Raw genomic sequence first — 25,739 nt, 5'->3', positions numbered from 1 at the left:
CGGTCAGCCCGCCGCCGGGCTGATGCGGAACACGGAGTCGCGATTGTCGGCGTCGGAGGTCGTCACCAGCAGCGAGCCGTCGGGCTCGGGCGCCAGGGACCGCAGGCGACCGAACTCGCCCTCGAGGAGCACCGCGGAGTCGACGACGGACCGCCCGTCCTCACTGAGTCGGAGGAGGACGAGCTTCTGGCTCCTGAGGTTGGCCATCGCGAGCGCCCCCTCCCACTCGCCCCACTCGGATCCTCGCAGGAACTCGATGTCCGACGGGGCCAGGGTCTGCTCCCCGGACGACCAGACGGCCTCGACCGCGTCCGGGAACTCCTCGGTGTCGGTCATGGGGACGTTCTGGTTGTAGCGTCCGTCGACGTTCGGGTTCCAGCCGTAGTTCGCGCCCGGCCGGAGGAGGTTGACCTCGTCGTGGGCGTCCGGCCCGTGCTCCGCGGAGTAGAGACGGTCGCTGTCGGGGTCGATGGCCAGCCCCTGGACATTGCGGTGACCGATCGTGTGGACAACCGAATCGCCCGACGCGGGTGAACCGTCCGGATTGATGTGCAGGGTCTTCCCGGCCAGCGAGTCGGGCGACTGCGGGGCCGAGGCCGTGTACGTGTCGCCGGTGCCGACATAGATCGTGCCGTCCGGGGCGGTGAGCAGCCGGCACCCGCTGTGGATGCCCTCCTCGCCCAGCGGGATGCCGGTCAGGGTGTCGCGGACCTTGGTCAGCGCGGACCAGTCCCCGGCGGCCTCGAAGGTGGTGATCCGGTTGTCGCTCTCACCGTCCACCGATCGCGACCAGCAGACGTGGATCTGACGGTTCTGCTCGAAACCGGCGTCCACGGCCATGCCCATGAGGCCGCTCTCGGACTGGCGGACGAGGCCGGGCAGGTCGATCGACACGGTGCGCTGCTCCTCGCCGGGCTCCTGCACGACCATACGGCCGCTGCGCTCGCCGGTGAGGAGGGTGCCGTCCGGTGTGCGGACCACGTCCCAGGGGATGTTGAGCCCCTCCATGACGGGGGTGGCGCGGACCGCCGGACCCTCGACCACCTCGACGCCGTCCCCCGCACCGTTGCCCACCTCGGGCGGGAAAAGGATGCCCGGCGGGATCAGACTGGTGTCGAGCGACCCCGAGGAGCCACCGGGGAGGCTGCTCTGAGCGAACGCCACGGCGGGCATGGCGACGACGACGGCGGCAGCGGCGGCGGCCCCTGCGAGGGAGCGGGTGCGGGTGCGGGACGAACGGGACGTGGGGCGGTCGTGCACGGAGAGCTCCCTGCTGTGGCGTGAGAAGTGATGCGAGCCACAGGCTAGGGGCCACGAGCGGGCAGCGGTACCGGTCCGCGACCGGGGCCAGGGCGGGGTGTCAGCCCGCTGCGGGCCGGACGCGCAGGACCTTGTCCGTGCCGCCACCGTTGGAGGTGGTGACGAGCAGCGACCCGCCGGGCTCCGCGGTGATCGAGCGCAGGCGGCCGTGTTCTCCTCGCAGGATCGCTGCGGTCGCGGTGACGGAGGTGCCCTCCTCGGACAGCGTCATGAGGACGATCTGGCTGGTCTTGAGCATTGCGACCGCCAGGGCGCCGTCCCACTCGCCCCACGCGGGGTCGTCGAGGAACGCGATCCCGCCCGGCGCGAGGGTCGGGTCCCCGGATCGCCACGACGCCTCCACCGCGTCGGGGAAGTCGCGGGTGTCGGTCATCGGCACGTCCTGGTCGTATCGGCCGCCGGAGTCCGGGTCCCACCCGTAATTGGACCCGGGGATCACGAGGTTCACCTCGTCGTCGACGTCCGGCCCGTGCTCGGCGGCGACGATCTGGTCCGAGTCCGGCCGCAGGGCCAGCCCCTGCACGTTGCGGTGGCCGTACGTCAGGACGGGGGAGTCGCCGATGGTGTCGCCGGCCGGCTCGCCGTCGCGGGTGATGTGCAGGATCTTGCCCGAGAACCTATCGAGGTCCTGGGACGCCGGGCCGGTGAACGCATCGCCGGTGCCGATGTACAGAGTGCCGTCCGGGTGGACCAGGATGCGGCAGCCCGAGTGCAACCCCCGCTCGGCCAGGAGGATGCCGTCCACCAGGACGCGAGGCGCCTCGAGGGCCGACCAGTCCTCGGCGGCGGTCCACGCGGTGACCCGGTTGTCACTCTCCGCGGCGTCGGAGTGGCAGGTGTACACCTCGCGGCTGGTGGCGAAGTCGGCCGCCAGCGCCATTCCCATCAGGCCACTCTCGCCCCGGTCGTACAGATCGCCGACGCCCGCCTCGACAACGGTCCGCTCACCGTTCCCGCGGATCGCGTACAGGGTGCCCGAACCCCGCTCGCCGGTGACGATGACGCCCTCGGGGTCCCGGACCACGTCCCAGGGGATCGTCAGCCCGTCGGCGACCGTCTCCACCTCGACGGCAGGGCCTGCCGGGAGCGCTCGCCCGGGCGGCTGCGACCCGGGTCGGTCGGCGCCCGGGGCGCCACCGGAGCCGACGCCACCGGAGCCCACGCCACCGGAACCGCCGCCGTCCGGATCGCCGGTCGTCGAGCAGCCGGTGAGGGTGACGACCACGGCCACTGCCACGAGGGCGGCCAGCCGGGAGAGGGGACGGGGGAACTCGGTGCGGTGCACGGCTACTCCTGGGCCGGGATCAGGGGATGCGGTAGGGCTCCCCGTGCGGCCGAACCTATTCGACGCGCGGCCCGCGCGACACCGGATCTCGTCCCGGCGGTACCGGCCCGGAGGCTCCGGCCCGGAGGCTCCGGCCAGCCAACGAGAAGAGCGTCCCGCACACCTGCCTCTCGGGCGAAGTGTGCGGGACGCTCTTCTCGACGCCGGGGCCCGGTCGGGCCGCGCGCCGGGTGGGGCCTAGAGCTCCTCGATGCTCGCGGTCGCGTGCACGGTGCCCAGCTTCTTGGGATTGCGCACGGTCAACGACCAGGCGGGATCACCCGCGCCGCCGCGACGGGCGTAGATGCCCAGCTTGGCCGGCAGGATCACGGGCTTGCCGAACTCCACCGAGTAGCGGGCCCGCTCCGGGATGCCGCCCTCGACCGTGCCGAGCAGCGTCGCGGCCGTCCACATGCCGTGGGCGATGACGTTCGGGAAGCCGAACGCCTTGGCACCCACCTTGGACACGTGGATGGGGTTGCGGTCCCCGGACACGGCCGCGTACTCGGCGATCTGCGCCTCGGACACCGACTTCACCACGGTGGGGTCGCCGATCTCGGCGGCGGTCGGCGGCGCGGGCTTCGGCGGGCGCGGGGCGTCCTTGGCGGGGCTCAGCGAGGTCCGCCGCTTCGAGAGCAGGGCCGACCGTTGCACCCAGGCGGGCTCGTCGTCGTCGCCTGTCCTGATCTCGGTGACCACGTCCAACAGCAACCCGGCGGGGTGCTCCCGCAGGTTCTCCGCGTGCGCGCGGATGTTCAGCTCGTCGCCGACGCGCAACGCGCGGCGCGAGGAGATCTCATTGGTCAGGTGCACCGACCCCATCGCCGGCACCGGGTAGTCCGGATCCAGCATGAGCTGCATGCTCAGCGGGAACGCGAGGGTGAACGGGTAGGTCAGCGGCAGTTCGTCGGTCAGCCGCAGGCCACAGACGCGGGCGTAGGCGGCCAGGTTGGCCACGTCCACGCGCACGCCGGCGACCTCGACGCCCCTCGACGGCATGGACTTACCGTCGCGGGAGCCGCCCACGACGGGCATGGCTCCCACCGCGGCCTTGCCGTACTGGGCGAGCAGATTGGGGATGGCGGGAAGGCGGGTGTACTCCACGTCAGATCACGCACCCAGCAGGGACTGGCCGCACACGCGGATCACGTTGTTGGTGACCGTGGACGAGGCGGGGTTGGCGAAGTAGGCGATCGTCTCGGCCACGTCGACCGGCAGACCGCCCTGCTGCATGGAGTTCATGCGACGGCCGGCCTCGCGGGTGGCGAACGGGATGGCGGCCGTCATCTGCGTCTCGATGAAGCCCGGCGCCACGGCGTTGACGGTGACGTTCTTCGAGGCCAGCTCGGCCGAGGCGCCGTTGACGAACCCGATGACACCGGCCTTCGAGGCCGCGTAGTTGGTCTGGCCGCGGTTACCGGCGATGCCGGCCATCGAGGACACACCCACGACGCGCGAGCCCTCGCCCAGCACGCCCTTCTCGGCGAGCTCGGCGGTGATGCGCTCGGGGGCGATGAGGTTGACGGCCATGACGGAGTCCCAGCGGGCGCTGTCCATGCCGGCCAGCGTCTTGTCTCGGGTGATGCCGGCGTTGTGGACGAGCACGTCGACGCGGCCGTCGTGACGCTCTGTCACGTGCTTGGCCAGGACCTCGGCGGCGTCGGCGGCGGTGACGTCCAGCGGCAGCGAGGTGCCGCCGACCTTGTTGGCGGTGGCGGACAGCGACTCGCCGGCAGCCGGGATGTCACAACAGATCACGTGCGCGCCGTCGCGGGAGAGCACGGCCGCGATCTCGGCGCCGATACCGCGGGCGGCGCCGGTGACGACGGCGAGCTTGCCCTCGAGCGGACGGTCCCACGATGCCGGGGCGGCGGCCGAACCGGCCCCCACGCGGAACACCTGCGCGTCGACGTACGCCGACTTGCCGGACAGGATGAACCGCAGGGTGGACTCGAGTCCGGAGGCTCCCGCGTCGGCGTCGGGGGAGACGTACACGAGCTGGACGGTGGAGCCGCGCTTCATCTCCTTGCCGAGCGAGCGGGTAAAGCCCTCGAGCGCGCGCTGGGCGATGCGCTCCTCGACCGAGCCCGTCTCCTCCGGGGTGGTGCCCAGTACGACGATGCGGCCGCTGGCGGCGACGTTGCGGACGACCGGGTTGAAGAACTCGAACAGGGCCTTGAGGTCCTCCGGGCGACGCAGCGAGGTGGCGTCGAAGACGAGACCGGCGAACTTGCCCTCGGCGCCCGCGGCGGCCAGCTCGTAGTCGCCGGCCAGCATCTCCCGGACGGGCTCGGCCAGGCGGCCCTCGCCGCCGATGAGGACGGGACCGTGCAGGGCGGGCTGCCCGGCCTCGTACCGGCGCAGCTGCTCCGGCTGCGGGAGGCCGACCTTGCCGGCGATGAACGACCCCGGGGCCGAGGTCACGAACTGCGAGTAGAGGTCGAGGTTGCCCTGTGCCATGGCGATCATCTCCTGGAGAGGTGCGGTACTACGGGTCGACAAATAACTTACTGCTGAGTAACAATACGTGCAGGGCCGCGTTTCGGGCCACCGGACACCGAGAACACAACGGGAGTGACACACGTGACCACCAGCCCCCGCAAGGTCGCCATCGTCGGCGGCAACCGAATTCCCTTCGCCCGCTCGAACGGCAAGTACGCGGACGCCTCCAACCAGGACATGCTCACCGCCGCGATCGACGGACTGGCCAGCCGCTACAACCTCCAGGGCAAGCGCGTCGGGTCGGTCGTCGCCGGCGCCGTGCTCAAGCACTCCCGCGACTTCAATCTCACCCGCGAGTCGGTGATCGGCTCGGTGCTCGACTCGGCCAGCCCGGCCTACGACGTCCAGCAGGCCTGCGGCACCGGCCTGGCCGCCGCGATCCAGGTGGCCGACGCGATCGCCCTCGGGCGTATCGAGTCCGGCATCGCCGGAGGCACCGACACCACCTCGGATGCGCCGCTCTCGGTGAACGACGACCTGCGCAAGACCCTCATCAAGGTCAGCTCCGCCAAGTCCACCGTCGACCGCCTGAAGCTCCTCGGTGAGATCCGCCCGCAGGGCCTCGTGCCCGAGCAGCCGCAGAACGCCGAGCCGCGTACCGGGCTGTCGATGGGTGAGCACGCCGCCATCACCGCCCGCGAGATGGGGGTGACGCGCGCAGACCAGGACGCGCTGGCCGTCGCCAGCCACCACAACCTCGCCGCCTCCTACGACTCCGGGTTCCAGGACGACCTGGTGACGCCGTACCTCGGCGTGGCCCGCGACGACAACATGCGGCCCGACTCCTCCGAGGAGAAGCTGGGCAAGCTCAAGCCGGTCTTCGGCAAGCGCGACGCCGAGGCCCACGGCACCGAGGCCACCATGACGGCCGGCAACTCCACCCCGCTGACCGACGGCGCGTCCACCGTGCTGCTGGCCAGCGAGGAGTGGGCGAAGGAGAACAAGCTGCCGGTCCGCGCCTACCTGGTGGACTCCGAGACCGCCTCGGTGGACTTCGTGCACGGCCACGACGGTCGCACGCCCGACGGGCTGCTCATGGCCCCCACCTACGCGGTGCCGCGGCTGCTGGCCCGCAACGGCCTGACCCTGCAGGACTTCGACTACTACGAGATCCACGAGGCGTTCGCCTCGCAGGTGCTGGCCACCCTGGCCGCGTGGGAGTCCGAGGAGTACTGCACCGAGCGCCTGGGCCTGGACAAGGCGCTGGGGTCGATCGACCGCTCCAAACTCAACGTCAACGGCTCGTCGCTCGCGGCCGGTCACCCGTTCGCCGCCACCGGCGGCCGCATCCTGGCCGCCGCGGCCAAGCTGCTCGAGCAGAAGGGCTCCGGCCGGGCGCTCATCTCCGTCTGCGCCGCCGGCGGCCAGGGCGTCACCGCGATCGTGGAGCGCTGACCCCCGCTCGGCGTCAAACTCGACGCGGGCTCGTCTCGTGAGTCCGATGAGTGCAGCCCCCGCGTCCGGCGCGGGGGCTGCACTCATCGGTATCGGTCCGTCATAGTGGTGTTCACAGTGGTTCGGGCGGGGACGTCCCCGGCCGGCGGCCCGCGGGGTTCCGCCGTCCCCCGCTCGGGAGGAGGTGGATAGCGCGTGGTCGAGTCCCACGATGACGACACCCCGGCACGCCCCGTCGCGATCGAGGGCGCGGGCCCGCACCCGGCTGCGTCCGACCGACATCGGTACCGGGTGCGGTCGCGGTGGATCTACACCGGTGTGGGCCTGTTCATGGCACTCGCGGTCCTGTACGGCTTCGATCTCGTGCACAGCATCGGCCGGGTCCCGCGCGGGACGGAGGTCGCCGGCATCCAGGTGGGCGGGATGCGGACCGCCGACGCCGAACAGCGACTGATCGCCGAGCTCGGACCGCGGGTCGACGACGAGGTGGATCTGCGCGCCGGGGCCGTGTCGACCACGCTGGACCCCGACTCGGTCGGCCTGTCGGTGGACTGGCAGGGCACGCTCGACCGGGGCGGTGAACAGCCTCTGAACCCGCTGAAGCGGCTGATCAGCGTGGTGTGGTCGACCGAGGTCGGTATCGCCAGCGTCATCCCGGACGCACGGCTGACCGATTTCCTCGAGCGACTCGCCCTCCAGGCGGACTTCGAACCCCGCGAGGGCGCCATCTGGTTCGACCGGGATCAGGTCCGCTCGGCCATCCCGCTCGACGGGCAGCGCCTACAGATCGAGAACTCCCGCGACGCGGTGCTCGAGCACTGGCTCGACGACGACGGCGTGGACCTGCCCGTCGACTACACGCCCACCGAGACCGACGCCGAGCAGGTGCGGGCGCTGATCCGGGACGTGGCCGAGCCCGCCGCCTCCCGGGACCTGACGCTGCTGGCCTCGCGGATGCGCGACGACGGCACCGAGCCGGCGACCACCACCGTCACCACCAGGCTCCCCGCCCCGCCACCGGCCCCCGGGCGCGAGCGGCCCGAGCCCGCCGAGCGGGAGATCGAGATGGTCGACCCGGACGACCCGGGCGCGGTGCCGGTGCTGTTCCCCCGCGACCGGATAGGGGAGTACCTCAGCTTCGTCCGCGAGGGCGACGTGCTCGAGCCCCGCTTCGACGCCGACGCCGCCAAGGGGATCCTGGACCCGCTCCTGGAGGAGACCGAGCAGGTGGGCAGGGACGCGAGTTTCGAGTTCAGCGGGTCGAGCGCCACCATCGTTCCCGCGGTCCAGGGACGCACCGTCGAATGGGGCCCGCTGCTCGGTCGGCTGCCCGGGCAACTCACCGACGTCGACGGCCCGCGCGTGCTCCCCGTCGGCTACGTGGGCCGCGACCCCGAGCTGACCACCGCGGAGGCCGAGCGGGCCGGCATCCGCGAGCCCGTCGGCCAGTTCACCGTGGCCGTCGGCGCGAGCGGACAGGCCCAGTCGATGATCGCCTCGCTGGCCGGGCACTTCATCCCGGCGGGCGGGAGCTTCTCCATGGCGGAGGTCGCCGGCACGGTCTCCGGAGACGTGTCCGCCGACGCCGTCGCCACTGCCCTGTTCAACGCGGCGTTCGAATCCGGCGCACAGGACCTCGTCCGCAGCTCCCGCGGTGTCGACGGCGACGCGTTCCCGGCGGGCCGCGATGCCACCGCCTCGGCCGACGTCGGATTCCGAAACGCCCAGGACACCGGCCTGGTGATCGATGCCTCGGGTAGCGGCAACTCGGTGACGGTCCGGCTGTGGGGGACGCCCGAGTACACGGTGAGGGTCTCGACGGCCCCCCGGACCGACATCCGGCGGGCCCAGACCCGGGTCGTCAGCACGGCCGGGTGTACCCCGAGTCCGGGCGCGGACGGGTACACCGCCCGCGTGACCCGGGTCGTCCTGCGCGGCGGCGACACCGTGAGCACCGACACCGTCTCGTCGAGCTACGCGCCGCGAGACCGGATCGTGTGCCGGGCCGAGACTCCCGAGGACGACGATCCCACCTCGTCACCGCCACCACCGCCGCCCGCGCTCCCCGGACCCGGTGACCCGATCCGGATCCCGGGCCTACCGGAGTTCCGCATTCCCGGCGTACCCGGCAACTAGAGCGCCGAATCCGCTACCCGGATTCCGGATCCGCTATTCCCATCGGCATAGCGGATCGGGAATCCGGGTAGCCGATTCGTGGGGGTGGGCTGCCCGCATCCGGCGAAACGAGTCGATCCGCCGCCCGGGCAGGGGCGGCGGATCGACGGTGGGGACCCGGAAGGGCCCGTCAGGTGGGGATCAGAACGCGGACTCGTCCAGCGCCATCAGCTCGTTGTCGAGGTCTGCGACGATCGCGCGGGTGGCGCTGATCAGGGGCAGCTCGTTCTTGGCGAACCACCGGGCGGCGGCGATCTTGCCGTTGTAGAAGTCCTTGTCGTCGTCGGACGCCCCGTCCAGCGCGCCGAGGGCGACCTCCGCGCCGACCAGGAGACGCCAGCCCATCATGAGGTCACCGAACGCCATGAGGACGCGCACCGAGGCGAACCCGACCGTGTACAGGCGCTTGGGGTCGTCCTGCGAACCCATGAGGTGATCGAAGCACGTGCCGATCATGGCCTCGACGTCCGCGAGAGCGGTCGCGAGCAGCTCCCGCTCGGCCGCCAGTCGGCCGCCGCACGCGTCGCTGTCCAGGAACTGCTTGATCTGCGCCGACACGTGGCCCACGGCGGTGCCGCGGTCACGGGCGATCTTGCGGAAGAAGAAGTCCTGTGCCTGGATCGCGGTGGTGCCCTCGTAGAGGGAGTCGATCTTGGCGTCGCGGATGTACTGCTCGATCGGGTAGTCCTGCAGGAAGCCCGACCCGCCGAACGTCTGAAGCGACTCGGTGAGCAGCTCGTAGGCGCGCTCGGAACCGACGCCCTTGACGATCGGCAGCAGCAGATCGTTGACCCGATGGGCCAGCTCGCCGTCGGCGCCGGAGACGCGCGCAGCGGTCTCGACGTCCTGGTGGGCCGCCGTGTACATGTACACCGCGCGCAGACCCTCGGCGAACGCCTTCTGGCGGATCAGCGCACGCCGCACGTCCGGGTGGTGGGTGATGGTGACGCGCGGGGCGGTCTTGTCGGCCATCTCGGTCATGTCGCCGCCCTGGACACGCTCCTTGGCGAATTCGAGCGCGTTGAGGTAGCCGGTCGACAGGGTGGAGATGGCCTTGGTGCCGACCATCATGCGCGCGTGCTCGATGACATCGAACATCTGACGGATGCCCTGGTTGAGCTCGTCGCCGCCGACCATCCAGCCCTTGGCGGGCACGCCGTGACCGCCGAAGGTCAGTTCGCAGGTCGTGGAGACCTTGAGGCCCATCTTGTGCTCGACGCCGGTGACGAACACCCCGTTGCGCTCGCCCATCTCGTTCTTCTCGAAGTCGAAGTGGAACTTCGGCACGAAGAACAGCGACAGGCCCTTGGTGCCGGGGCCGGCGCCCTCGGGGCGCGCCAGGACCAGGTGGAAGATGTTCTCGAACATGTCGTCGGAGTCGGCCGAGGTGATGAAGCGCTTGACGCCCTCGATGTGCCAGGAGCCGTCGTCCTGCTTGATCGCCTTCGTGCGGCCGGAACCGACATCGGAGCCGGCGTCGGGCTCGGTGAGGACCATGGTCGCTCCCCAGCCGCGCTCGACGCAGGTGGCGGCCCACTGCTTCTGCTCCTCGGTGCCGTTCTCGTAGAGGACGGCGGCGAAGGCGGGGCCGGCGCCGTACATGAACGCCGCCGGGTTGGCCCCGAGCATCATCTCGCCGGTGGCCCACACCAACGCGCGGGGGGCCGGCATCCCGCCGAGCTCCTCCGGCAGTCCCATCGACCAGTAGCCGGCGTCGTACCAGGCCTTGAAGGACTTCTTGAAGTCCTCCGGGATGGAGACCGAGTGGGTCTCGGGGTCGAACACCGGCGGGTTGCGGTCGGCGGAGGCGAAGGACTCCGCGACCGGGCCCTCGGTCAGGGTCGCGACCTCGGAGAGGATTCCCTTGGCGGTCTCGGTGTCCATGTCGCCGAACTCGCCGGCGTCGAGTGCCTCGTTCATGCGCAAGACCTCGAACATGTTGAACTCGAGGTCGCGGACGTTGCTCTTGTAGTGACCCATGACGGTCTTCTCCGATCGACAGTGCGGTGCCGTGGCAATGGTGGTGCCCGGAAGGGTCGGTGCGGGGTGCCGCGGGCACACCGGAACCTACTCACCGGTAACAAAACTGATGCTAGTGCGTTGTCAGCAAACAGTCCAAGGTGAGGGAAGGCTCTGATTTCGGCGCGGACCTGCAAGGGCGCGCCGCGCGGTCAGTCACGCCCGGGACGGGCGGCGGCCCGGGCGGCGTCGAGCAGGATCGTCCGCTCGGCCCGGGCGACGGTCCGCCGGGTCATCTCCGCGTAGTCCGGCGTGACGGAGACCGACGTGACCCCCTTCCGGACGAGGTGCTCGGCCATCCGGGGATCGGTCGACGCCGCCTGTCCGCACAGGGACACGGTGAGGCCGGACTCGTGGCAGCGGTCGATGATCTGGTCGATGAACGCGAGCACCGCCGGGTCCATCGAGTCGAACAGGTCCGCACACACCTCCGAGTCGCGGTCGACCCCCAACGTCAACTGGGTGAGATCGTTGGAACCGATCGAGACGCCGTCTATTCCCATGGCGGCGTACTCGGGGATCCAGTGCACCACCGAGGGCACCTCGGCCATTATCCAGCGCTTGAGCCCCGTGTCCCGACCGATCGGATGGGCGTCGATGATGTCCAGACAGGCACGCAGTTCCCACCCGGTCCGGACGAACGGGATCATCAGGTGCAGGTTCCGGTGCCGCCGCCGCACCCGCTCGAGCGCGTCCAGTTCCAACCGGAACAGGTCAGGTTCCCGGGTGTAGCGGAAGCAGCCCCGGTAGCCGATCATCGGATTGCGCTCCTCGGCCTCCACCTCCCCTCCGAGCAGCCCCCGGAACTCGTTGGACCGCAGGTCGGTGGCGCGGTACACCACGGGCCTCGGATCGAAGGCGGCGGCGATGGTGCTGATCCCCGAGGCCATCCGCTCCACGTACTCTTCCGTCCTGCCCTCCGCGATGAGCCGGCGCGGGTGCAACCCCTGCAGAGCGCTGGTGATGAGGAACTCCGCCCGCAGCAGGCCGACGCCGTCGACGTCCATCGCCGCGACCCGCGCCGCTGCGTCGGGCGTCGCGAGGTTGACGTAGACGGCTGTGGCGGTGACCTCGCGTGTGCGCACCTCGGGAGCCGCACCGGCATCGGCGGGAGCCTGCGGTGCCGTGGCCGCGCGGACCTCTCCCGGGTAGACGACGCCGGCGGTGCCGTCGACGGTGATGGTCTGCCCGTCGGCGATGTCGGCGGTCGCCGACCGCGTGCCCACGATCACGGGACGCCCCAGTTCGCGCCCCACGATGGCGGCGTGACAGGTCACGCCCCCCTCGTCGGTGACGATCGCGGCGGCGCGCTGGAGGATCGGCAGCCAGTCGGGGTCGGTCATCGTGGCCACCAGGATCTCGCCGGCCGCCAGGTTCACTCCGTCCGACAGCTCTGTCAGGACGCGTGCGGTCCCGATCGCGGTGCCGGGCCCGGCGCCGAGGCCGGAGACGATCGGCTCCACCTCATCCCCCGTGGCCCCGGCAGCCCCGCCTGCCTCCCCAGCCCCGGGACCGCCCGTACGCCCGGCGTCGGCGTCCAGCGTGGTGATCGGGCGGGTCTGCACGATGTACAGCTCACCGTCCTCGAACGCGAACTCGGTGTCCTGTGGTACGCCGTAGTGCTGCTCGGACATCACTGCGAGGCGGGCGACCCGCCGCACCTGGTCGTCATCGAGCACCCGGTCCAACTGCTCGGCCTCCGGGACGGGGACGAGCCCGTCCGCCGTCCGGCCCGCGATGATCCGTGCGACCTTCCGGCCGACGTGCACGGTGAGGAGGCGGAGGTCGGACTTGGAGACGACGTAGGTGTCCGGCTCGACCTTGCCGCCCACCACCACCTCGCCGAGCCCGAACGCCGCCTCGATCACCACCCTGTCGACCTGGGAGGTGCGAGGGTCGGCGGTGAAGGCCACGCCCGACGTGTCGGAACGGACCATCTTCTGCACCACGACCGCGATCGACGGTTCGTCGTCGTACCCCGACACGGCCCGGTAGGTCATGGCGCGCGGCGTCCACAACGAACACCAGCAGTCCTGAATCGCCTCGAGCACGGCCTCCTCGCCGACGACGTCCGTGTAGGACTCGTGGATCCCCGCGAAGGAGGTGTCACCGGCGTCCTCCGCGGGCGCGGAGCTGCGGACCGCCACCGGGACGTCCGGCCCCAGCGACCGGTAGTGCGCCACGACCTCCTCGCGCAGTCGGGACGGCATCTCCACCCCGGCGACGGTGCTGCTCAACTCCGCCGCGCGAGACATCAGTTCCGCCTCGCTCATTCCCTCCTCCGGGACCCGCCCGTCGTGGAGAAGGGATCGGACACCGGCCGATTCCATCGCGGCGAGGTAGGCGGACTGGCCCACCGAGAATCCCGGCGGCACCGGGAACCCCGCGCCCGTCATCTCCCCGAGATTCGCGGACTTCCCGCCGTACTCCGGTGCGTCCGCGAGCCGTAGCTCGGCGAAATCGGCGACCCATCGTGCGTCCATCGCTCGCTCCTTCGAGATCGCGGCCCGACCGGTCGGAACCGTCGCTGTCTCCATGGTGCGCAGTCCGGCTGCCCGGTGTGGGTGGTTCAGGCACAATCAGCGCATGGCAGACATCCAGCTCCGCGTTCCCTCCGCTTCCTCCGTGGTGGGAACGGCGTTCCGTGTCGTGGAGTGGGAGTTGAGAATGGCCAGGGAACTGCTGATGCTGCCCGCCCGCGTCCTCGTGCTGCTCGCGGACGTGGAGGACGTGGTCGTCCGGATCCAGGACCTGCTCGACGAGGTCAGCCGCACCGTGCGCCAGATCGACGGGATCGTGGCCACCGCCGTCGACACGGTCGACGGTGTCCGCACCACGGTGGCCAGGGCCAACCGGGTCGTCGACGAGGTCGCCGTCACGGTGTCCGCCGCCGAGGGGATCGTCGGGCGGGTGGGCTCGACCGTCGACTCGGCCGAGGGGGTGGTGCGTCGCGTGGACGGCACGATCGACTCCGCCGAGGGGGTGGTGCGTCGCGTGGGCGGCACGATCGACTCCGCCGAGGGCGTGGTGCGTCGCGTGGACGGCACGATCGATTCCGCCGAGGGCGTGGTCGTACGGGTGGGGAGCACCGTCGAGTCCGCCGAGGGCGTGGTGGCTCGAGTCCGGACGACGGTGGACACCGCCGACGATCTGGTCCTCGACGCAGGCGGGCTCATCGAACGGGTCGTCCCCCTCGTCGACTTCGCGGACTCCACCTTCGCTCAGGTCAAGCCGGTCGTCGAGGCACTGCTCGTGGACGCCGACCTGGACGTGGAGACCGCCCGGGTCGTGGCGACCCGGATGACCGAGGTCCTGGCGTGGGCGGACAAGACGATCCGGTTGCTCGAACCGATCGCCGACGACGTCCTCGAGTCGGTCGACCCCGACGAGGTCAAGGCGGTCATCCAGTTCATCGACCACCTGCCGGCGCTGGGCGACACCCTCGAGAACGATGTCATGCCGGTCCTGGCCTCCCTGGACACCGTCGCGCCCGAGGTCCACCAGATCCTCGAGGTGGCGCAACAGTGCCTCGAGGCGGTCGCCGGCATCCCCGGATTCCAACTCCTGCGCCGCCGCGGCGGGGACAACGGCAAGACCGAGTGATCTCCTGAATGACGAGAGGCCCTCCCGATCTGGGAAGGCCTCTCGTCTTGCGGAGCCGATGACGGGAATCGAACCCGCGCTGTCTGCTTGGGAAGCAGAAGTTCTACCATTGAACTACATCGGCAGTGCCTGCTGGAGGCGGCTTCAGATTAGCACGAGCCCCGGTGGCCGCAGGCGCGGTGGGGTCACTTCCGGGCGGACTTGCGCTTCGCGCCCGTGGTCATCGGCCGCTTGGGCTGGTTGAGCGACGCGCGGGGGACGAATCCGAACGCCACGCCCCCGATCACCGCCACCGCGATCGCGCCGATGATCCACGGCGTGACCGACCCGCCGCCGGTGATCCCCATCAGCACGATGAGTACGGCGACGCCGACGCACACCCACGACCACTGGGTCCAGCGCCAGAAGTACTTCGAGGGCTCGTCCCTGATCTCGTCCATGCGCCCATTTCACCACGTCAGCGGGGGTCGGTGCATATCCGCCAGGCGCTCCCGGGGGGTCGCCGGGCCGGGAGGGCGCCGCGATGTGGCAGGTCTCACGTCGTTTCCGGGTCGGTTCGGGAACGAAAGGGGCGCGCCATGCGCTGAACTGGAGGACAGTCCGATTTGTGCGACCGGGTGGCCGGTCCGCGGGCTCAGCCCTGCAGGAGGTGCGTGGTGGACGTGCACAAGGTCATGGAGCGGCCGATCGCCGAGCGGGTACGGACGGTGCTCGCCCGCGGTGCGGCCGGGACCATCGAGGCCGGCGTGCTCAGGCGGCCGCTGCGTTCCGCGCGCGTCCGAGACGACGGAGTGGTCGTCCTGGTGGTCGACGTGGGAGGCATGTCGCGCGAGGCCGGTGACGTCGACCGCGTCGCGGCCGCCGGGGCGACCGCCACCGTCGAGATCGTCGACACGGTCTGTACCGGTCGGTGCCGGGGTTCCGCGCCGCGCCCGTCGTTCGCCCTCGACGGGCGCCCCGCGTCGTGTGGTGCGGGACGCGGAGGGGTCGGCGGTGGGGGGCGCGCTGCCGGGGGCGACGACGACGACTGCGCTGTCGCCCGGGGAGTTGTCACCCTCTCCGGGATCGTGACGGCCTCGTCCCCGGCGCGTCCGCGCAGGTTGGTCACCGCCGACGGGGGCGGGACGGGCCCGAACTCGGAGGGCGGGTCGCTCCGCCTGAGCGAGTTGCAGCCACTGGAGATCACCTACCTCACCGCGGACGGCGTCCACGTGGTGCCCCGGGCGTCCCTCGCTGCCGCAGCGGTCGACCCGATCGGCGTCGACGAGCAGGTGTGGCTGCACCGTCTCGCCGCCGACACCGGGCTCGCCTCCCGTCTCGCCCTGCGTGCCGGGCGGCAGATCGCGGGCACGAATCCGCGGATCGTCTCGATCGACCGGTACGGGGTCGACCTCCTCATCGGATCGACCGGTGGCGGGTTCCGCGACCTCGTCAGACTCTCGTTCGCGCAGGTCTGCGCCGATTCCGACGACGTTCTCGGCCAACTCTCCGCGCTGACGCGGTGAATCACTTCACAAGAATTCGCTGAAAGCCCTTGCCTTTACAGGTAAGCCTTACCTAAGTTAATCGCTGCGGGTAGTCACGTCCCCGCTCCGGTGTTTTCCGTTCCGGCGCCACTACCCCTGAGGCGCCGGAACGGAAAAGGCCGGGACCGCGATGACGAGAGGGCGAAGGCATGCGATCACTGGTGGGACCCGTTCCCGAGCCGGCCGAACGGGCGAGCTCGGCACTGCGGCGCTGCGCGAGGGCCACGCTGAGTCTCCCCGCCCCCACCGCCGGGTCCCGCGGGAGCACCGACGGGTCCCGCGAGAACACCGCCGGGTCCCGCGGGAACGCCACTCCCGCGGTCGCGCTCGCGCACCGGACTTCCGGAACGGCCGACCTCAGCCTCGTCATCCCGACGGCCGACGCCGCGGCGATCCCGTCCGGGGGAGTGCACGCCCGTCTCGAAGTACTCGACGAGATCCTCGGCGGGGCAGCCCGGGGCCGGTGTCGCCGCCTCGTCGTCGTCGACGGACTGGTCGAACAGATCGACACGCGCGCCCAACGCCACGCCGCCACCCACATCGCGCGAGACCTGCCCGACTCCGCCCTGCTCGGGGTCGGATCCGAGTCGGCGCTCGTCCGGCTCCGGACGGAGCGGATCCTGCTCACCGACGACTCCGGCGTCACCGAAATCGCCCCCGACGATCTCGCCACCTCCGGGCCCGACCCCTTCACCGACCTCGAGGGGCACTGGCTCGACCACCTCAACGATCCGCGCTGCCAGGTGGTGCCGCGGCTGGCCCTGCGTGTCTGCCGGTGCCTGCCCGCCGAGCGCCCCCTCCTGATCGGCATCGACCGCGCCGGCGTCGACCTCGAGCTGACGGACCGCGAGGGCCGCGCGCGGCGCGAACGGCTGCCGTTCGCCGAGGCCTGCACGGACGTCACCGAGCTGGGGACCCAGCTCCGGTTGCTCGCCGGGGGCGCGCGGTACCCTCAGGACCGTGCTGCTCTCCGACCGTGACCTCCGTACCGAGCTCGCCGACGGGCGGCTGGGCATCGACCCCCTCGACCCCGCGCTGATCCAGCCGTCGAGCATCGACGTCCGCCTCGACCGGATGTTCCGGGTCTTCAACAACTCGCGCTACACCCACATCGACCCCGCGCAGCAGCAGGACGAGCTCACCGAACTGGTCGAGCCCGCCGAGGGGGACCCGTTCGTCCTGCACCCCGGCGAGTTCGTCCTGGGGGCCACCCTCGAGCGACTCCGCCTGCCCGACGACCTGGCCGGCCGGCTCGAGGGCAAGTCGTCGCTCGGTCGACTCGGGCTGCTCACGCACTCCACCGCCGGCTTCATCGACCCCGGGTTCGACGGCCACATCACCCTCGAGCTGTCGAACGTCGCGAACCTGCCCATCACGCTGTGGCCCGGGATGAAGATCGGCCAGCTGTGCCTGTTCCGGCTCTCCAGTCCCGCCGAGACCCCGTACGGCAGTGCCTCCGTGGGCTCGAAGTACCAGGGCCAGCGCGGCCCCACCGCCTCCAAGGCGTACCTGAACTTCCGGTGACCCGGCGGACGGCTGCCATCCGGCGCGCACTGCTCGCCCGCCGTTCACCAGCCCGTTCCCGCCGCGCCGCGTCGACGGGGTAGAACAGCGCCATGCGTATGACCGTGTTCGGGACCGGGTACCTCGGTGCCACCCACGCCGCCTGCATGGCCGAGCTGGGCCACGAGGTGCTGGGGGTGGATGTCGACGAGGCCAAGATCGAGCGGCTGCGTCGGGGCGAGGTGCCGTTCTACGAGCCGGGGCTGCCGGAGATCCTGCTGCGGCACGTGGAGTCGGGGAGGTTGCGGTTCACCACCGACTACGCCGAGGCGGCCGCCTTCGCCGACCTGCACTTCATCGGGGTCGGGACCCCGCAGCGCAAGGGTGAGTTCGCCGCCGACACCTCGCACGTGGAGGACGTCGTGGCGCGACTGACGCCCCTGCTGTCCGCGGATGCGGCGCTGGTGGGCAAGTCGACGGTGCCGGTGGGCACGGCCGCGCGGTTGCAACAGATCGCCGACTCCCGCGCCCCGGACGGGGTGCGGGTCGAGGTGCTGTGGAACCCGGAGTTCCTCCGCGAGGGCTTCGCCGTGGCGGACACCCTGACGCCGGATCGGATCGTGATCGGCCTGGCCGGCGGTGAGTCGGCACTGGGGCTCGCGCGGGAGCTGGTTGAAGAGGCGTACGCGCCGATCCTGGAGGCCGATCCGTGCCCGGTGATCGTGACGGACCTGGCTACGGCAGAGTTGGTCAAGGTCAGCGCGAACGCGTTCCTGGCGACCAAGATCAGCTTCATCAACGCGGTGTCGGAGGTGTGTGAGGCCGCCGGCGCCGATGTGACGGTGTTGGCCGATGCGATCGGCATGGACAAGCGGATCGGGCGGCGCTTCCTCAATGCCGGCCTGGGCTTCGGTGGTGGGTGTCTGCCCAAGGACATTCGCGCCTTCATGGCCCGGGCCGGTGAGCTGGGCGCGGACGAGGCGATGACGTTCCTGCGGGAGGTCGACTCGATCAACATGCGCCGACGCGAGCGGATGGTGGACCTGGCCGTCGAGGCGTGCGGCGGGACGGTCATCGGCAAGACCGTCGCCGTGCTGGGGGCGGCGTTCAAGCCGAACTCCGATGACGTGCGGGACTCGCCGGCGCTGAACGTGGCGGGCATGCTCTCGCTCAAGGGCGCGAGCACCGTCGTGTACGACCCACAGGCCCTGGACAATGCCCGCGCCCTGTTTCCCACGCTGACGTACGCCGAATCGGCGCTGGCCGCCTGTGAGGGCGCCGACGTGGTGCTGGTGGCCACCGAGTGGCCCGAGTTCGTCGAGCTGGACCCGGCCGCGGTCACCGGGGTGGCGCGCGGCCGGGTCCTGCTGGACGGTCGCAACTGCATGCCCGCCGACCGCTGGCGCGCCGCCGGCTGGACCTACCGCGCACTCGGACGCGGGGTGCCGGCGGAGGGCGCCACCCGCCGCACGGGGACGGCCCCCGCCGGGCCGGGGGTCGTCTCGCCGATGCGCTCAGGACACCCGTCGACCTGACCCGGCCGACCTGGCACCGGCCGACGCGGCCCCCGGGCTACTGCCGGTACGAGGCCAGGAAGTTGCCGATCCGCTCGATCGCCACACCCAGATCGCGAGAGGCGGGCAGGGTGACCACCCGGAAGTGGTCGGGGTCCGGCCAGTTGAAGCCCGTGCCCTGGGTGATGAGGATCCGTTCCTGCTCGAGCAGGTCAAGGGCGAACAGCCGGTCGTCGTGGATCTCGTGGACGTTCGGGTCCAGCTTGGGGAAGGCGTACAGCGCGCCCATGGGCTTGACACAGCTCACGCCCGGGATCGTGTTGAGCTTCTCCCACGCGATGCCCCGCTGCTCGTGCAGCCGGCCGCCGGGCTCGATGAGCTCGTTGATCGACTGATAGCCACCGAGCGCCACCTGGATGGCGTGCTGCGCGGGCACGTTGGGGCACAGGCGGGTGGACGCCAGTAGTTCCAACCCCTCGAGGAAGCCGGCCGCGTGCGCCTTGGGGCCCGTGATCGCCAGCCAGCCCGCCCGGTAGCCCGCCACACGGTAGGTCTTGGACAGTCCGTTGAAGGTCAGCACGAGCAGGTCGTGGGCGAGGGTGGCGATGGAGGTGTGCTCGGCCTCGTCGTAGACGATCCGGTCGTAGATCTCGTCGGCCAGGATGAGCAGACTGTGCTCGCGGGCGAGATCGACGATCCCCTGCAGGACCTCACGCGAGTAGACCGCGCCGGTGGGGTTGTTGGGGTTGATGACCACGATGGCCTTGGTGCGCGGGGTGATCTTGGAGGCGATGTCCTCGAGCGACGGGTTCCAGTCGTCGTCCTCGTCCGCGAGGTAGTGGACGGGCTTGCCGCCCGCGAGCGACGTCATGGCCGTCCACAGCGGGTAGTCGGGCGCCGGGATGAGGACCTCGTCGCCGTCGTCGAGCAGCGCCTGCATGGTCATCGTGATCAGCTCGGACACGCCGTTGCCGAGGTAGATGTCGTCGACGCTGAGACGAGGGAAGTCCGGGACCAGCTCGTAGCGCGTGAAGATCGCCCGGCGGGCCGACAGGATGCCCTTGGACTCCGAGTAGCCCTGCGCGTGGGGGAGCGCGGCGATCATGTCCCGCATGATCACGTCCGGCGCCTCGAACCCGAACGGCGCGGGGTTGCCGATGTTCAGCTTGAGGATGCGGTGACCCTCGGCCTCGAGCTGATGGGCTCTGGCCAGTACCGGCCCGCGGATCTCGTAGAGGACGTCCTTGAGCTTGGAGGACTGGTCGAGCGTGCGCAGCTGGTGGAGCGTTCGTCCCGTGGTCTCAGGCGTCATACCTTGCGATTGTGCCACTCGGGTCGCTGTGGCCCGCGTCGCGGAGGGCGTATGTCCGGTGGGGCATGGCGGCACCATGCCCGGGGCCGAAGGAGAGCACCGTGGCCCCACAGGGATGTCGTGAACGCAGCGCGGCGGTGGCACCTTTCTACGCGGTCGCCGGCTGGAGCTCCAGCCGCCCGCGGGCATGGCGTCTCGCACCCGCCGAAGGGCAGGCCAGACGCCATGTTCAGGAGCGGCGAGCTTCGTGCAGTACATCTGCGGGAGCGCCCTGGGCGCCAGGCGCGGGAGCGGTTGAGGGCGGCGTCGCGAGCGGACGCGCGTACGCCCTCCCCCCGGGGAACGTCCACATGCGCCGCGGCCCGTGATCAGGAGATCTGATCACGGGCCGCGGTGGCGTCCGGTGGGCGTCAGCCCAGAGAGAGGCCGTAACCTCCGGACTTCTTCGAGCGGGGGATCGCCCCACCCGACGCGGGCTTCGCCGGGGCATCGGTCGGCGTCGACTCAGCCTGGGTGGACTCGGTCGACGTCGACTCAGCCTGGTCGGCGGAACCGGTCGCGGACTCGGCGGTGTCGGCAGTGTCGGCGGGCTCGGCTTTCGCCGGGGCCTCGGTCGCCGGGGCGGCGGGCTCGGCCTTCGGAGCGCCGGGTGCCTTCGGAGCACCGGGTGCCTTGGGTGCGCCGGGCGCCTTAGCTCCACCCTTGAGGCCCAGGCCGACGGCCGGCTTCGCGGGCGCGGCCGGTGCGGTGTCCGTGGCGGACCCGGCATCGGCGGTCTCGGTCTGCGCGGCGGCGGACTCGCCCGCGGACGGCTCGGACGCCGCTGCCTTGGCCGTGCCCGGGGCCTTCGCGCCGCCCGGAGCCTTGGCCGTGCCCGGGGCCTTCGCCCCGCCCGGAGCTTTGGCCCCGCCACCCAGGGTGAGCCCGCCGGACTTCGGCGCACCGGCGCTCGGCTTGGGAGCGCCGGTGGTGGCCGGAGCGGAGCCCTGCGCGGCCTCGCGGGTCTCCTCCGTGCGCTCGGCGTCCTTCACCGCGGACTGGGCCTCGGTGGCGGACTCGCCGCTCCCGGCGGCGCCAGGGGCCTTCGGAGCGCCGGGGGCCTTCGGCGCACCCGGGGCCTTGGGGCCGCCGGGGGCCTTGCCGCCGCCACCGAGCTTGAGGCCACCCGACTTGGGTGCGCCCGTCGAATCGGCGGCCGACGGGCCGGCCTCGGCCGCGCTGGCCGCGCCACCGGTGCCGGCGGCGGCGACCTCCGCGCCCTCGCCCTCGTCGACGACGGCGTTGTCCGGCGCGGCCTCGGCCGGGGCAGCGGGGGCGGCGGCCGTGGCGGACTCCGCCTCGGCGGCGTCGCGCTCGGCCTGCTCGGCCTCCTTCTCCGCCTTCGTCTTCTCACGCGTGGGCTGCTCCAGCCACGCGGCCTCGCGAGGCTCGGGCAGGCCGCCGTCACGGGAGACGGACTCCAGGAGCAGCTGGGCGACGTCCACGACCTCGACCTGGCCCTCCTGCTCGGTGCCGTCGGTCTGGGCGGTGGCCCCGTCCGAGAGCATCACGCGACAGAACGGGCAGCCCGTGGCGATCTTCGTGGCCTTGGTCGACAGGGCCTCGTCGACACGGTCGATGTTGATGCGCTTGCCGACCGTCTCCTCCATCCACATGCGCGCGCCACCGGCGCCACAGCACATGGACCGCTGCCCGTGACGGGGCATCTCCGTGAGGGTCACGCCCGAGCCGTCCATGAGCTCACGCGGGGCCTCGTAGACCTGGTTGTGGCGGCCGAGGTAACACGGGTCGTGGTAGGTGACGCCACCGTCGATCGGGGCCACCGGCACGAGGCGCTTCTCGCGCACCAGACGGTTGAGCAGCTGCGTGTGGTGGACCACCTGGTAGTCGCCGCCGAAGTCGCCGTACTCGTTCTTCAGCGCGTTGAGGCAGTGGGCACACGTCACGACGACCTTGCGCTGCGCGGCGGGCACGCCGTCGAACGCGTCGTTCATGACCTCGATGTTCTGCTGGGCGAGCATCTGGAACAGGAACTCGTTGCCCGCGCGGCGGGCCGAGTCGCCGGTACAGGTCTCGCCCTGGCCCAGCACCGCGAACTTCACACCGGCGGTGTGCAGCAGCGAGGCCACGGCCTGGGTGGTCTTCTTGGCGCGGTCCTCGAAGGCGCCGGCACAGCCCACCCAGAACAGGTACTCGGTGTCGGCGAAGTCCTCGATGTCCTTGCCGATCACGGGGATCTCGAAGTCGAGGGAGTTCATCCACTCGTCGCGACCGGAGTTGTTCTGGCCCCAGGGGTTGCCCTTGTTCTCGAGGTTCTTGAACAGGCCCGCGAGCTCGGTCGGGAACTCGGACTCGATGAGGACCTGGTAGCGGCGCATGTCGATGAAGTGGTCGACGTGCTCGATGTCCACCGGGCACTGCTCGACGCAGGCGCCACACGTGGTGCAGGACCACAGGGCCTCGGGGTCGATGATGCCGGCGGCCATCGGGTCGTCGGAGAGGTCCGCGGTGGTGTGACCGACGAGGGGGCGCTGGGCCTCGAGGCGGGCCGCCTCCGGGATCTTGGCGAGCCTGGCCTCGTCGGGGTTGCCCTCGGCGTCGACCAGTCCGGTCTCCTCGCCCATCGTGGTCTGCCCACCGGCGAGCAGGTACGGCGCCTTCGCGGCACCGTGGTCGCGCAGGGACATGATCATGAGCTTGGGGCTCAGCGGCTTGCCGGTGTTCCAGGCGGGGCACTGCTCCTGGCAGCGGCCGCACTCGGTGCAGGTGGAGAAGTCCAGCCAGCCCTTCCAGGAGAAGTCCTCGATGGCTCCGGCGCCCAGCTTGGGCTCGAAGTCCTCGTCGGCCTCGGTGAGCTCCTCGACCTTCTCCATGGTCAGCGGGACGCCGTCCATGGTCATCGGCTTGAGCGGGCCGAGCGCGGTGCGGCCGTCGGCCTCGCGCTTGAAGTAGATGTTGAAGAACGCGGAGAAGCGGTGCCAGGCGACGCCCCACGTGATGTTGCGGCCCACGACGTACAGCCAGATCATGCCGGTGAGCAGCTTGATCAGCGCGAAGACCGAGACCATGAGCTCGTTGGCCGGCAGGATCGTCGACAGCGGGCCGGTGACCCAGTCCGTGGACCAGTGGAAGTCGTACCCGTCGGCGGCCTGCAGCGACAGCTTGCCGGCCTTGACGAAGATCATGCCCAGGCCCTCGAGGAGCACGACGGTCTCGACGAAGTAGGCGGCCTTGCGGTCCGAGCCGACGAAGCGGTTGAGGCCGCGACGCTGGTTGATCTGACGGATGATGATCAGCACGGTGATGCCGATGACGGTGCCCAGGCCCAGGAACTCGTCGACGGCGTGGTACCAGGCCTGGTCGGACAGCCAGGGCCAGCCGCCGCGGGGGTTGAACGTCTGGATGTAGGCCTCGAACCAGACGATCGAGCCGAGCAGGAAGCCCACCATGACGAACCAGTGGAAGAAGCCCACCGAACGTTTGCGGGCCATCCGGGTGTGGGCGCCCACCTCGACGATGACGTTCTTCAATCGGGGCAGGATCGGCCGCAGCCGGTCGAATCCGTCCTTCTGTCCCAGGAACAGGCTGCGCACCATGCGCGTGACGCCGCCTATGAAGGATGCCCAGCAGAACAGACTGAGCAGGACGCCGATCGTCCCGAGTGTGATGGTCACGCCTGACATGGTTCGCGGCCTTTCGTCGCACTTCTCGACGCACGAGCACTCATAGGACCCTGTGGGCGCCCGTCGACTGTGTCGAGGTCAAAGGTAAGCCACGCGGGCCCCGTCTGCCGAGTTGAGGCTGCCCTTACCGGAGCAGACTCCACTCGCAGGCGGGGCCCGCGTGGAAGGGGAGGGTCAGTTGGTCCGGAGCGTCAGCCCGGGGTGTGCGGCGAGGACGTCGGCGATCGGGACGGCCGACAGGCGCGGGGTGAACCCGGCCGTCCGGGCCACGGCGTCGGCGTCGGCGCAGGTGACGGAGTCCGCGACGTTGGACGCGCTCGAGATCCCCAGGGCCCGGTCGCCGGAGAAGACGACGCCGCCGCTGTCGCCGGGCAGGGCGCACAGGTCCACGGTGAAGGCGTTCGAGATGGTGCGCGTGCCCGCCACGTCGATTGTCGTGCCGACCTGCGAGATCGTGCCGCAGGAGAAGCCGGTCCGGAACCCCGTCTTGCAGGCCTTCTGGCCGACGACCGGGTCCGCGGTGCCGATGATCTCCTGGGTGCTGTCCGGCCCGTCTCCCACCAGGTTGGTACGGAACCGGTCCGCCACGTCGTCGTCGACCGCGATGAGGGCGGTGTCGATGCCCTCCCGCTCGCTGCGGGTCATGGTGCCGAACTCCTCGCCGTCGGCGAGGGCGGCGCGGGTGCCGTCGGCGCCGGCGCAGTGCGCGGCGGTGATGACGACGGGCTTGCCGTCCAGTTCACCGTTGAACCCGGTCGAGCACTCGAGGATTCCTCCCGGGACGCCCACCTGGTACGCGGTACCGCCCGTGACGGGCCCCGCCGGAGCGGGGACCGATTCGATGGCCCGCGGCTGGTTCTCGGGCACGGGGGTGCCGGGGTCGACCATGGTCTGGGCCATCATCCCGTCGATGATCGACCCGGTGCCGGGGGTCAGGCCGGCGAGGAGGTCGATGACCGTGCGCATGGGGCCCTCGGGGACGAGGCCGGCGTCATTGAGCAGGGCCAGGCTGCCGAGCGAGCCGGAGTCGCCGCCGCTCCCGGGCGCCGTGCCGGTCCCGTCCGGGTCGTCCGCGCGGGTGGTGGCCGGCTCGATGCCGTCGACGGTCGGCTCGCCGTCGGACCCGGTGCCCCCCTCGCTGCCGAACGGGGCCGTGTCGAACGCCGGGTCGGGGGCCTCGATCATGTCGATCTCGGCGAGGTCCCGCAGTCGGGCGTCGAGGTTGCCGAGCTGCGCGGCCTCGCCGCCGCGGGTCGTGACGACGACCGCGTTGCGGGTGGGATCGACGCGGACGTCGGTGACGAGGTCCTGCATGTCCTCGGGGGTGCCCTCGATGATCTTGATGACCTGACGCTCGCGCGCCTCGAGTTCACTCGTGGTCAGCGCCACATCCTTGACCGTGAACCCGGACCGGGTGGCCTCGTCGCGCAGCTCATCTCCGGCGGCGCCGGCCACCACGCCGACCAGGCCGGTGCCCTCCTCGTCCAGCCAGACGCCGCCGAACGACTGACGGAACTGCTGCTCCCACCGGGGACGGGCCTCGGCCAGACGTTCCCCGATGCCGGCCTGGGCGAGGAACTGCTCGGGAGTGAGTCCGAGATCACGTCGCAGTGCCTCGACGAGTGAGGTCAGCTCCGGACCGAGGGCATCGGCCAACGCCGGCAGGGGCTGTGCGACGGCGGGTCGGGAGGCGGACGGAGCCGGGTTAGCGGGTGTGGGGGAGGGGGCCGCGCCGGCAGGGGTCGCGGTGACCACCAGTGCCGCGGCGGCGGCGACGGCGGCGAACTTCGAGGTGATACGCATGATGGCCTTCCGGAATGCACGGCTGGGCGACGGCGCGTCGACCGGCAGTGGCTCGGGTTG

17 protein-coding genes and 1 tRNA gene are annotated in these 25,739 nt (G+C 71.1%); 7 read left to right on the top strand and 11 right to left on the bottom strand.

Translation table 11 applies throughout. From position 1 onward, the window contains the following. Positions 1–3: 3 nt before the first annotated feature. The 4 genes from OVA21_RS14025 to OVA21_RS14010 all read right to left on the bottom strand — a co-directional run bounded on the left by OVA21_RS14025 (position 4) and on the right by OVA21_RS14010 (position 5,104). Positions 4–1,260 (bottom strand): PQQ-dependent sugar dehydrogenase, encoded by a 1,257-nt coding sequence (locus tag OVA21_RS14025; protein ID WP_268092677.1) that lies wholly within the window; start codon positions 1,258–1,260, stop codon positions 4–6. 100 nt (positions 1,261–1,360) lie between these two features. Further along, entirely contained in the window at positions 1,361–2,605 is a 1,245-nt protein-coding gene (locus OVA21_RS14020; RefSeq protein ID WP_268092676.1) for a PQQ-dependent sugar dehydrogenase, read from the bottom strand. Positions 2,606–2,842: 237 nt separating this feature from the next. Next, positions 2,843–3,748 (bottom strand): MaoC family dehydratase, encoded by a 906-nt coding sequence (locus tag OVA21_RS14015; protein ID WP_268092675.1) that lies wholly within the window; start codon positions 3,746–3,748, stop codon positions 2,843–2,845. Between the two features lie 6 nt (positions 3,749–3,754). Beyond that, a complete protein-coding gene (locus OVA21_RS14010) occupies positions 3,755–5,104 on the bottom strand; it encodes a 3-oxoacyl-ACP reductase (RefSeq protein ID WP_442778956.1) in 1,350 nt (449 codons plus the stop codon). A 123-nt stretch (positions 5,105–5,227) separates the two neighbouring features. On the opposite strand from OVA21_RS14010, the gene OVA21_RS14005 reads away from it, so the two are divergent. Further along, positions 5,228–6,541 carry an acetyl-CoA C-acetyltransferase gene (locus tag OVA21_RS14005; RefSeq protein WP_120286449.1) on the top strand — a complete coding sequence of 438 codons (1,314 nt, stop codon included), beginning with the start codon at positions 5,228–5,230 and terminating at the stop codon, positions 6,539–6,541. Positions 6,542–6,736: 195 nt separating this feature from the next. Then, positions 6,737–8,677, top strand: a complete 1,941-nt coding sequence (locus OVA21_RS14000; RefSeq protein ID WP_268092674.1) for a VanW family protein — start codon at positions 6,737–6,739, stop codon at positions 8,675–8,677. Between the two features lie 180 nt (positions 8,678–8,857). Here OVA21_RS14000 and OVA21_RS13995 read toward each other — a convergent pair whose 3' ends face one another. Both OVA21_RS13995 and ppsA read right to left on the bottom strand, forming a co-directional pair. Then, positions 8,858–10,696: an acyl-CoA dehydrogenase gene (locus OVA21_RS13995; protein WP_268092673.1), complete on the bottom strand. Its 1,839-nt coding sequence runs from the start codon at positions 10,694–10,696 to the stop codon at positions 8,858–8,860. 191 nt (positions 10,697–10,887) lie between these two features. Next, a complete protein-coding gene (gene ppsA / locus OVA21_RS13990; protein WP_268092672.1) occupies positions 10,888–13,218 on the bottom strand; it encodes a phosphoenolpyruvate synthase in 2,331 nt (776 codons plus the stop codon). 103 nt (positions 13,219–13,321) lie between these two features. Here ppsA and OVA21_RS13985 point away from each other — a divergent pair, with 103 nt between their 5' ends. Next, positions 13,322–14,338 (top strand): methyl-accepting chemotaxis protein, encoded by a 1,017-nt coding sequence (locus OVA21_RS13985; RefSeq protein ID WP_268092671.1) that lies wholly within the window; start codon positions 13,322–13,324, stop codon positions 14,336–14,338. Positions 14,339–14,391: 53 nt separating this feature from the next. Here OVA21_RS13985 and OVA21_RS13980 read toward each other — a convergent pair. After that, positions 14,392–14,462 (bottom strand) — tRNA-Gly (locus tag OVA21_RS13980). A gap of 61 nt (positions 14,463–14,523) precedes the next feature. Continuing rightward, a complete protein-coding gene (locus tag OVA21_RS13975; protein WP_069389498.1) occupies positions 14,524–14,778 on the bottom strand; it encodes a hypothetical protein in 255 nt (84 codons plus the stop codon). 216 nt (positions 14,779–14,994) lie between these two features. Here OVA21_RS13975 and OVA21_RS13970 point away from each other — a divergent pair, with 216 nt between their 5' ends. The 4 genes from OVA21_RS13970 to OVA21_RS13955 all read left to right on the top strand — a co-directional run bounded on the left by OVA21_RS13970 (position 14,995) and on the right by OVA21_RS13955 (position 18,902). Next, positions 14,995–15,843: a hypothetical protein gene (locus tag OVA21_RS13970; RefSeq protein WP_268092670.1), complete on the top strand. Its 849-nt coding sequence runs from the start codon at positions 14,995–14,997 to the stop codon at positions 15,841–15,843. 170 nt (positions 15,844–16,013) lie between these two features. Continuing rightward, positions 16,014–16,844, top strand: a complete 831-nt coding sequence (locus OVA21_RS13965; RefSeq protein ID WP_268092669.1) for a hypothetical protein — start codon at positions 16,014–16,016, stop codon at positions 16,842–16,844. Then, positions 16,825–17,388, top strand: coding sequence for a dCTP deaminase (dcd, locus tag OVA21_RS13960; RefSeq protein WP_067719486.1), 564 nt, complete (start codon positions 16,825–16,827; stop codon positions 17,386–17,388). The genes OVA21_RS13965 and dcd overlap by 20 nt, the downstream gene beginning before the upstream one ends. A 92-nt stretch (positions 17,389–17,480) precedes the next feature. Then, positions 17,481–18,902 (top strand): UDP-glucose dehydrogenase family protein, encoded by a 1,422-nt coding sequence (locus OVA21_RS13955; RefSeq protein ID WP_268092668.1) that lies wholly within the window; start codon positions 17,481–17,483, stop codon positions 18,900–18,902. Positions 18,903–18,939: 37 nt separating this feature from the next. Here OVA21_RS13955 and OVA21_RS13950 read toward each other — a convergent pair whose 3' ends face one another. The 3 genes from OVA21_RS13950 to OVA21_RS13940 form a co-directional block, all read right to left on the bottom strand. Continuing rightward, positions 18,940–20,193 (bottom strand): pyridoxal phosphate-dependent aminotransferase, encoded by a 1,254-nt coding sequence (locus tag OVA21_RS13950; protein WP_069389501.1) that lies wholly within the window; start codon positions 20,191–20,193, stop codon positions 18,940–18,942. A gap of 410 nt (positions 20,194–20,603) precedes the next feature. After that, positions 20,604–23,876 (bottom strand): heterodisulfide reductase-related iron-sulfur binding cluster, encoded by a 3,273-nt coding sequence (locus OVA21_RS13945; protein ID WP_268092667.1) that lies wholly within the window; start codon positions 23,874–23,876, stop codon positions 20,604–20,606. A gap of 174 nt (positions 23,877–24,050) precedes the next feature. Further along, on the bottom strand, positions 24,051–25,679 hold the full coding sequence (locus OVA21_RS13940) for a S1 family peptidase (protein WP_268092666.1): 1,629 nt from the start codon (positions 25,677–25,679) through the stop codon (positions 24,051–24,053). Positions 25,680–25,739: the final 60 nt, after the last annotated feature.

The organism is Dietzia sp. SL131 (assembly GCF_026672565.1).
GTDB classification, from domain to species: Bacteria; Actinomycetota; Actinomycetes; order Mycobacteriales; family Mycobacteriaceae; genus Dietzia; species Dietzia kunjamensis.
Note: the sequence above shows the minus strand (reverse complement) of the source record. Positions and strands in the feature narration are given on the sequence as shown.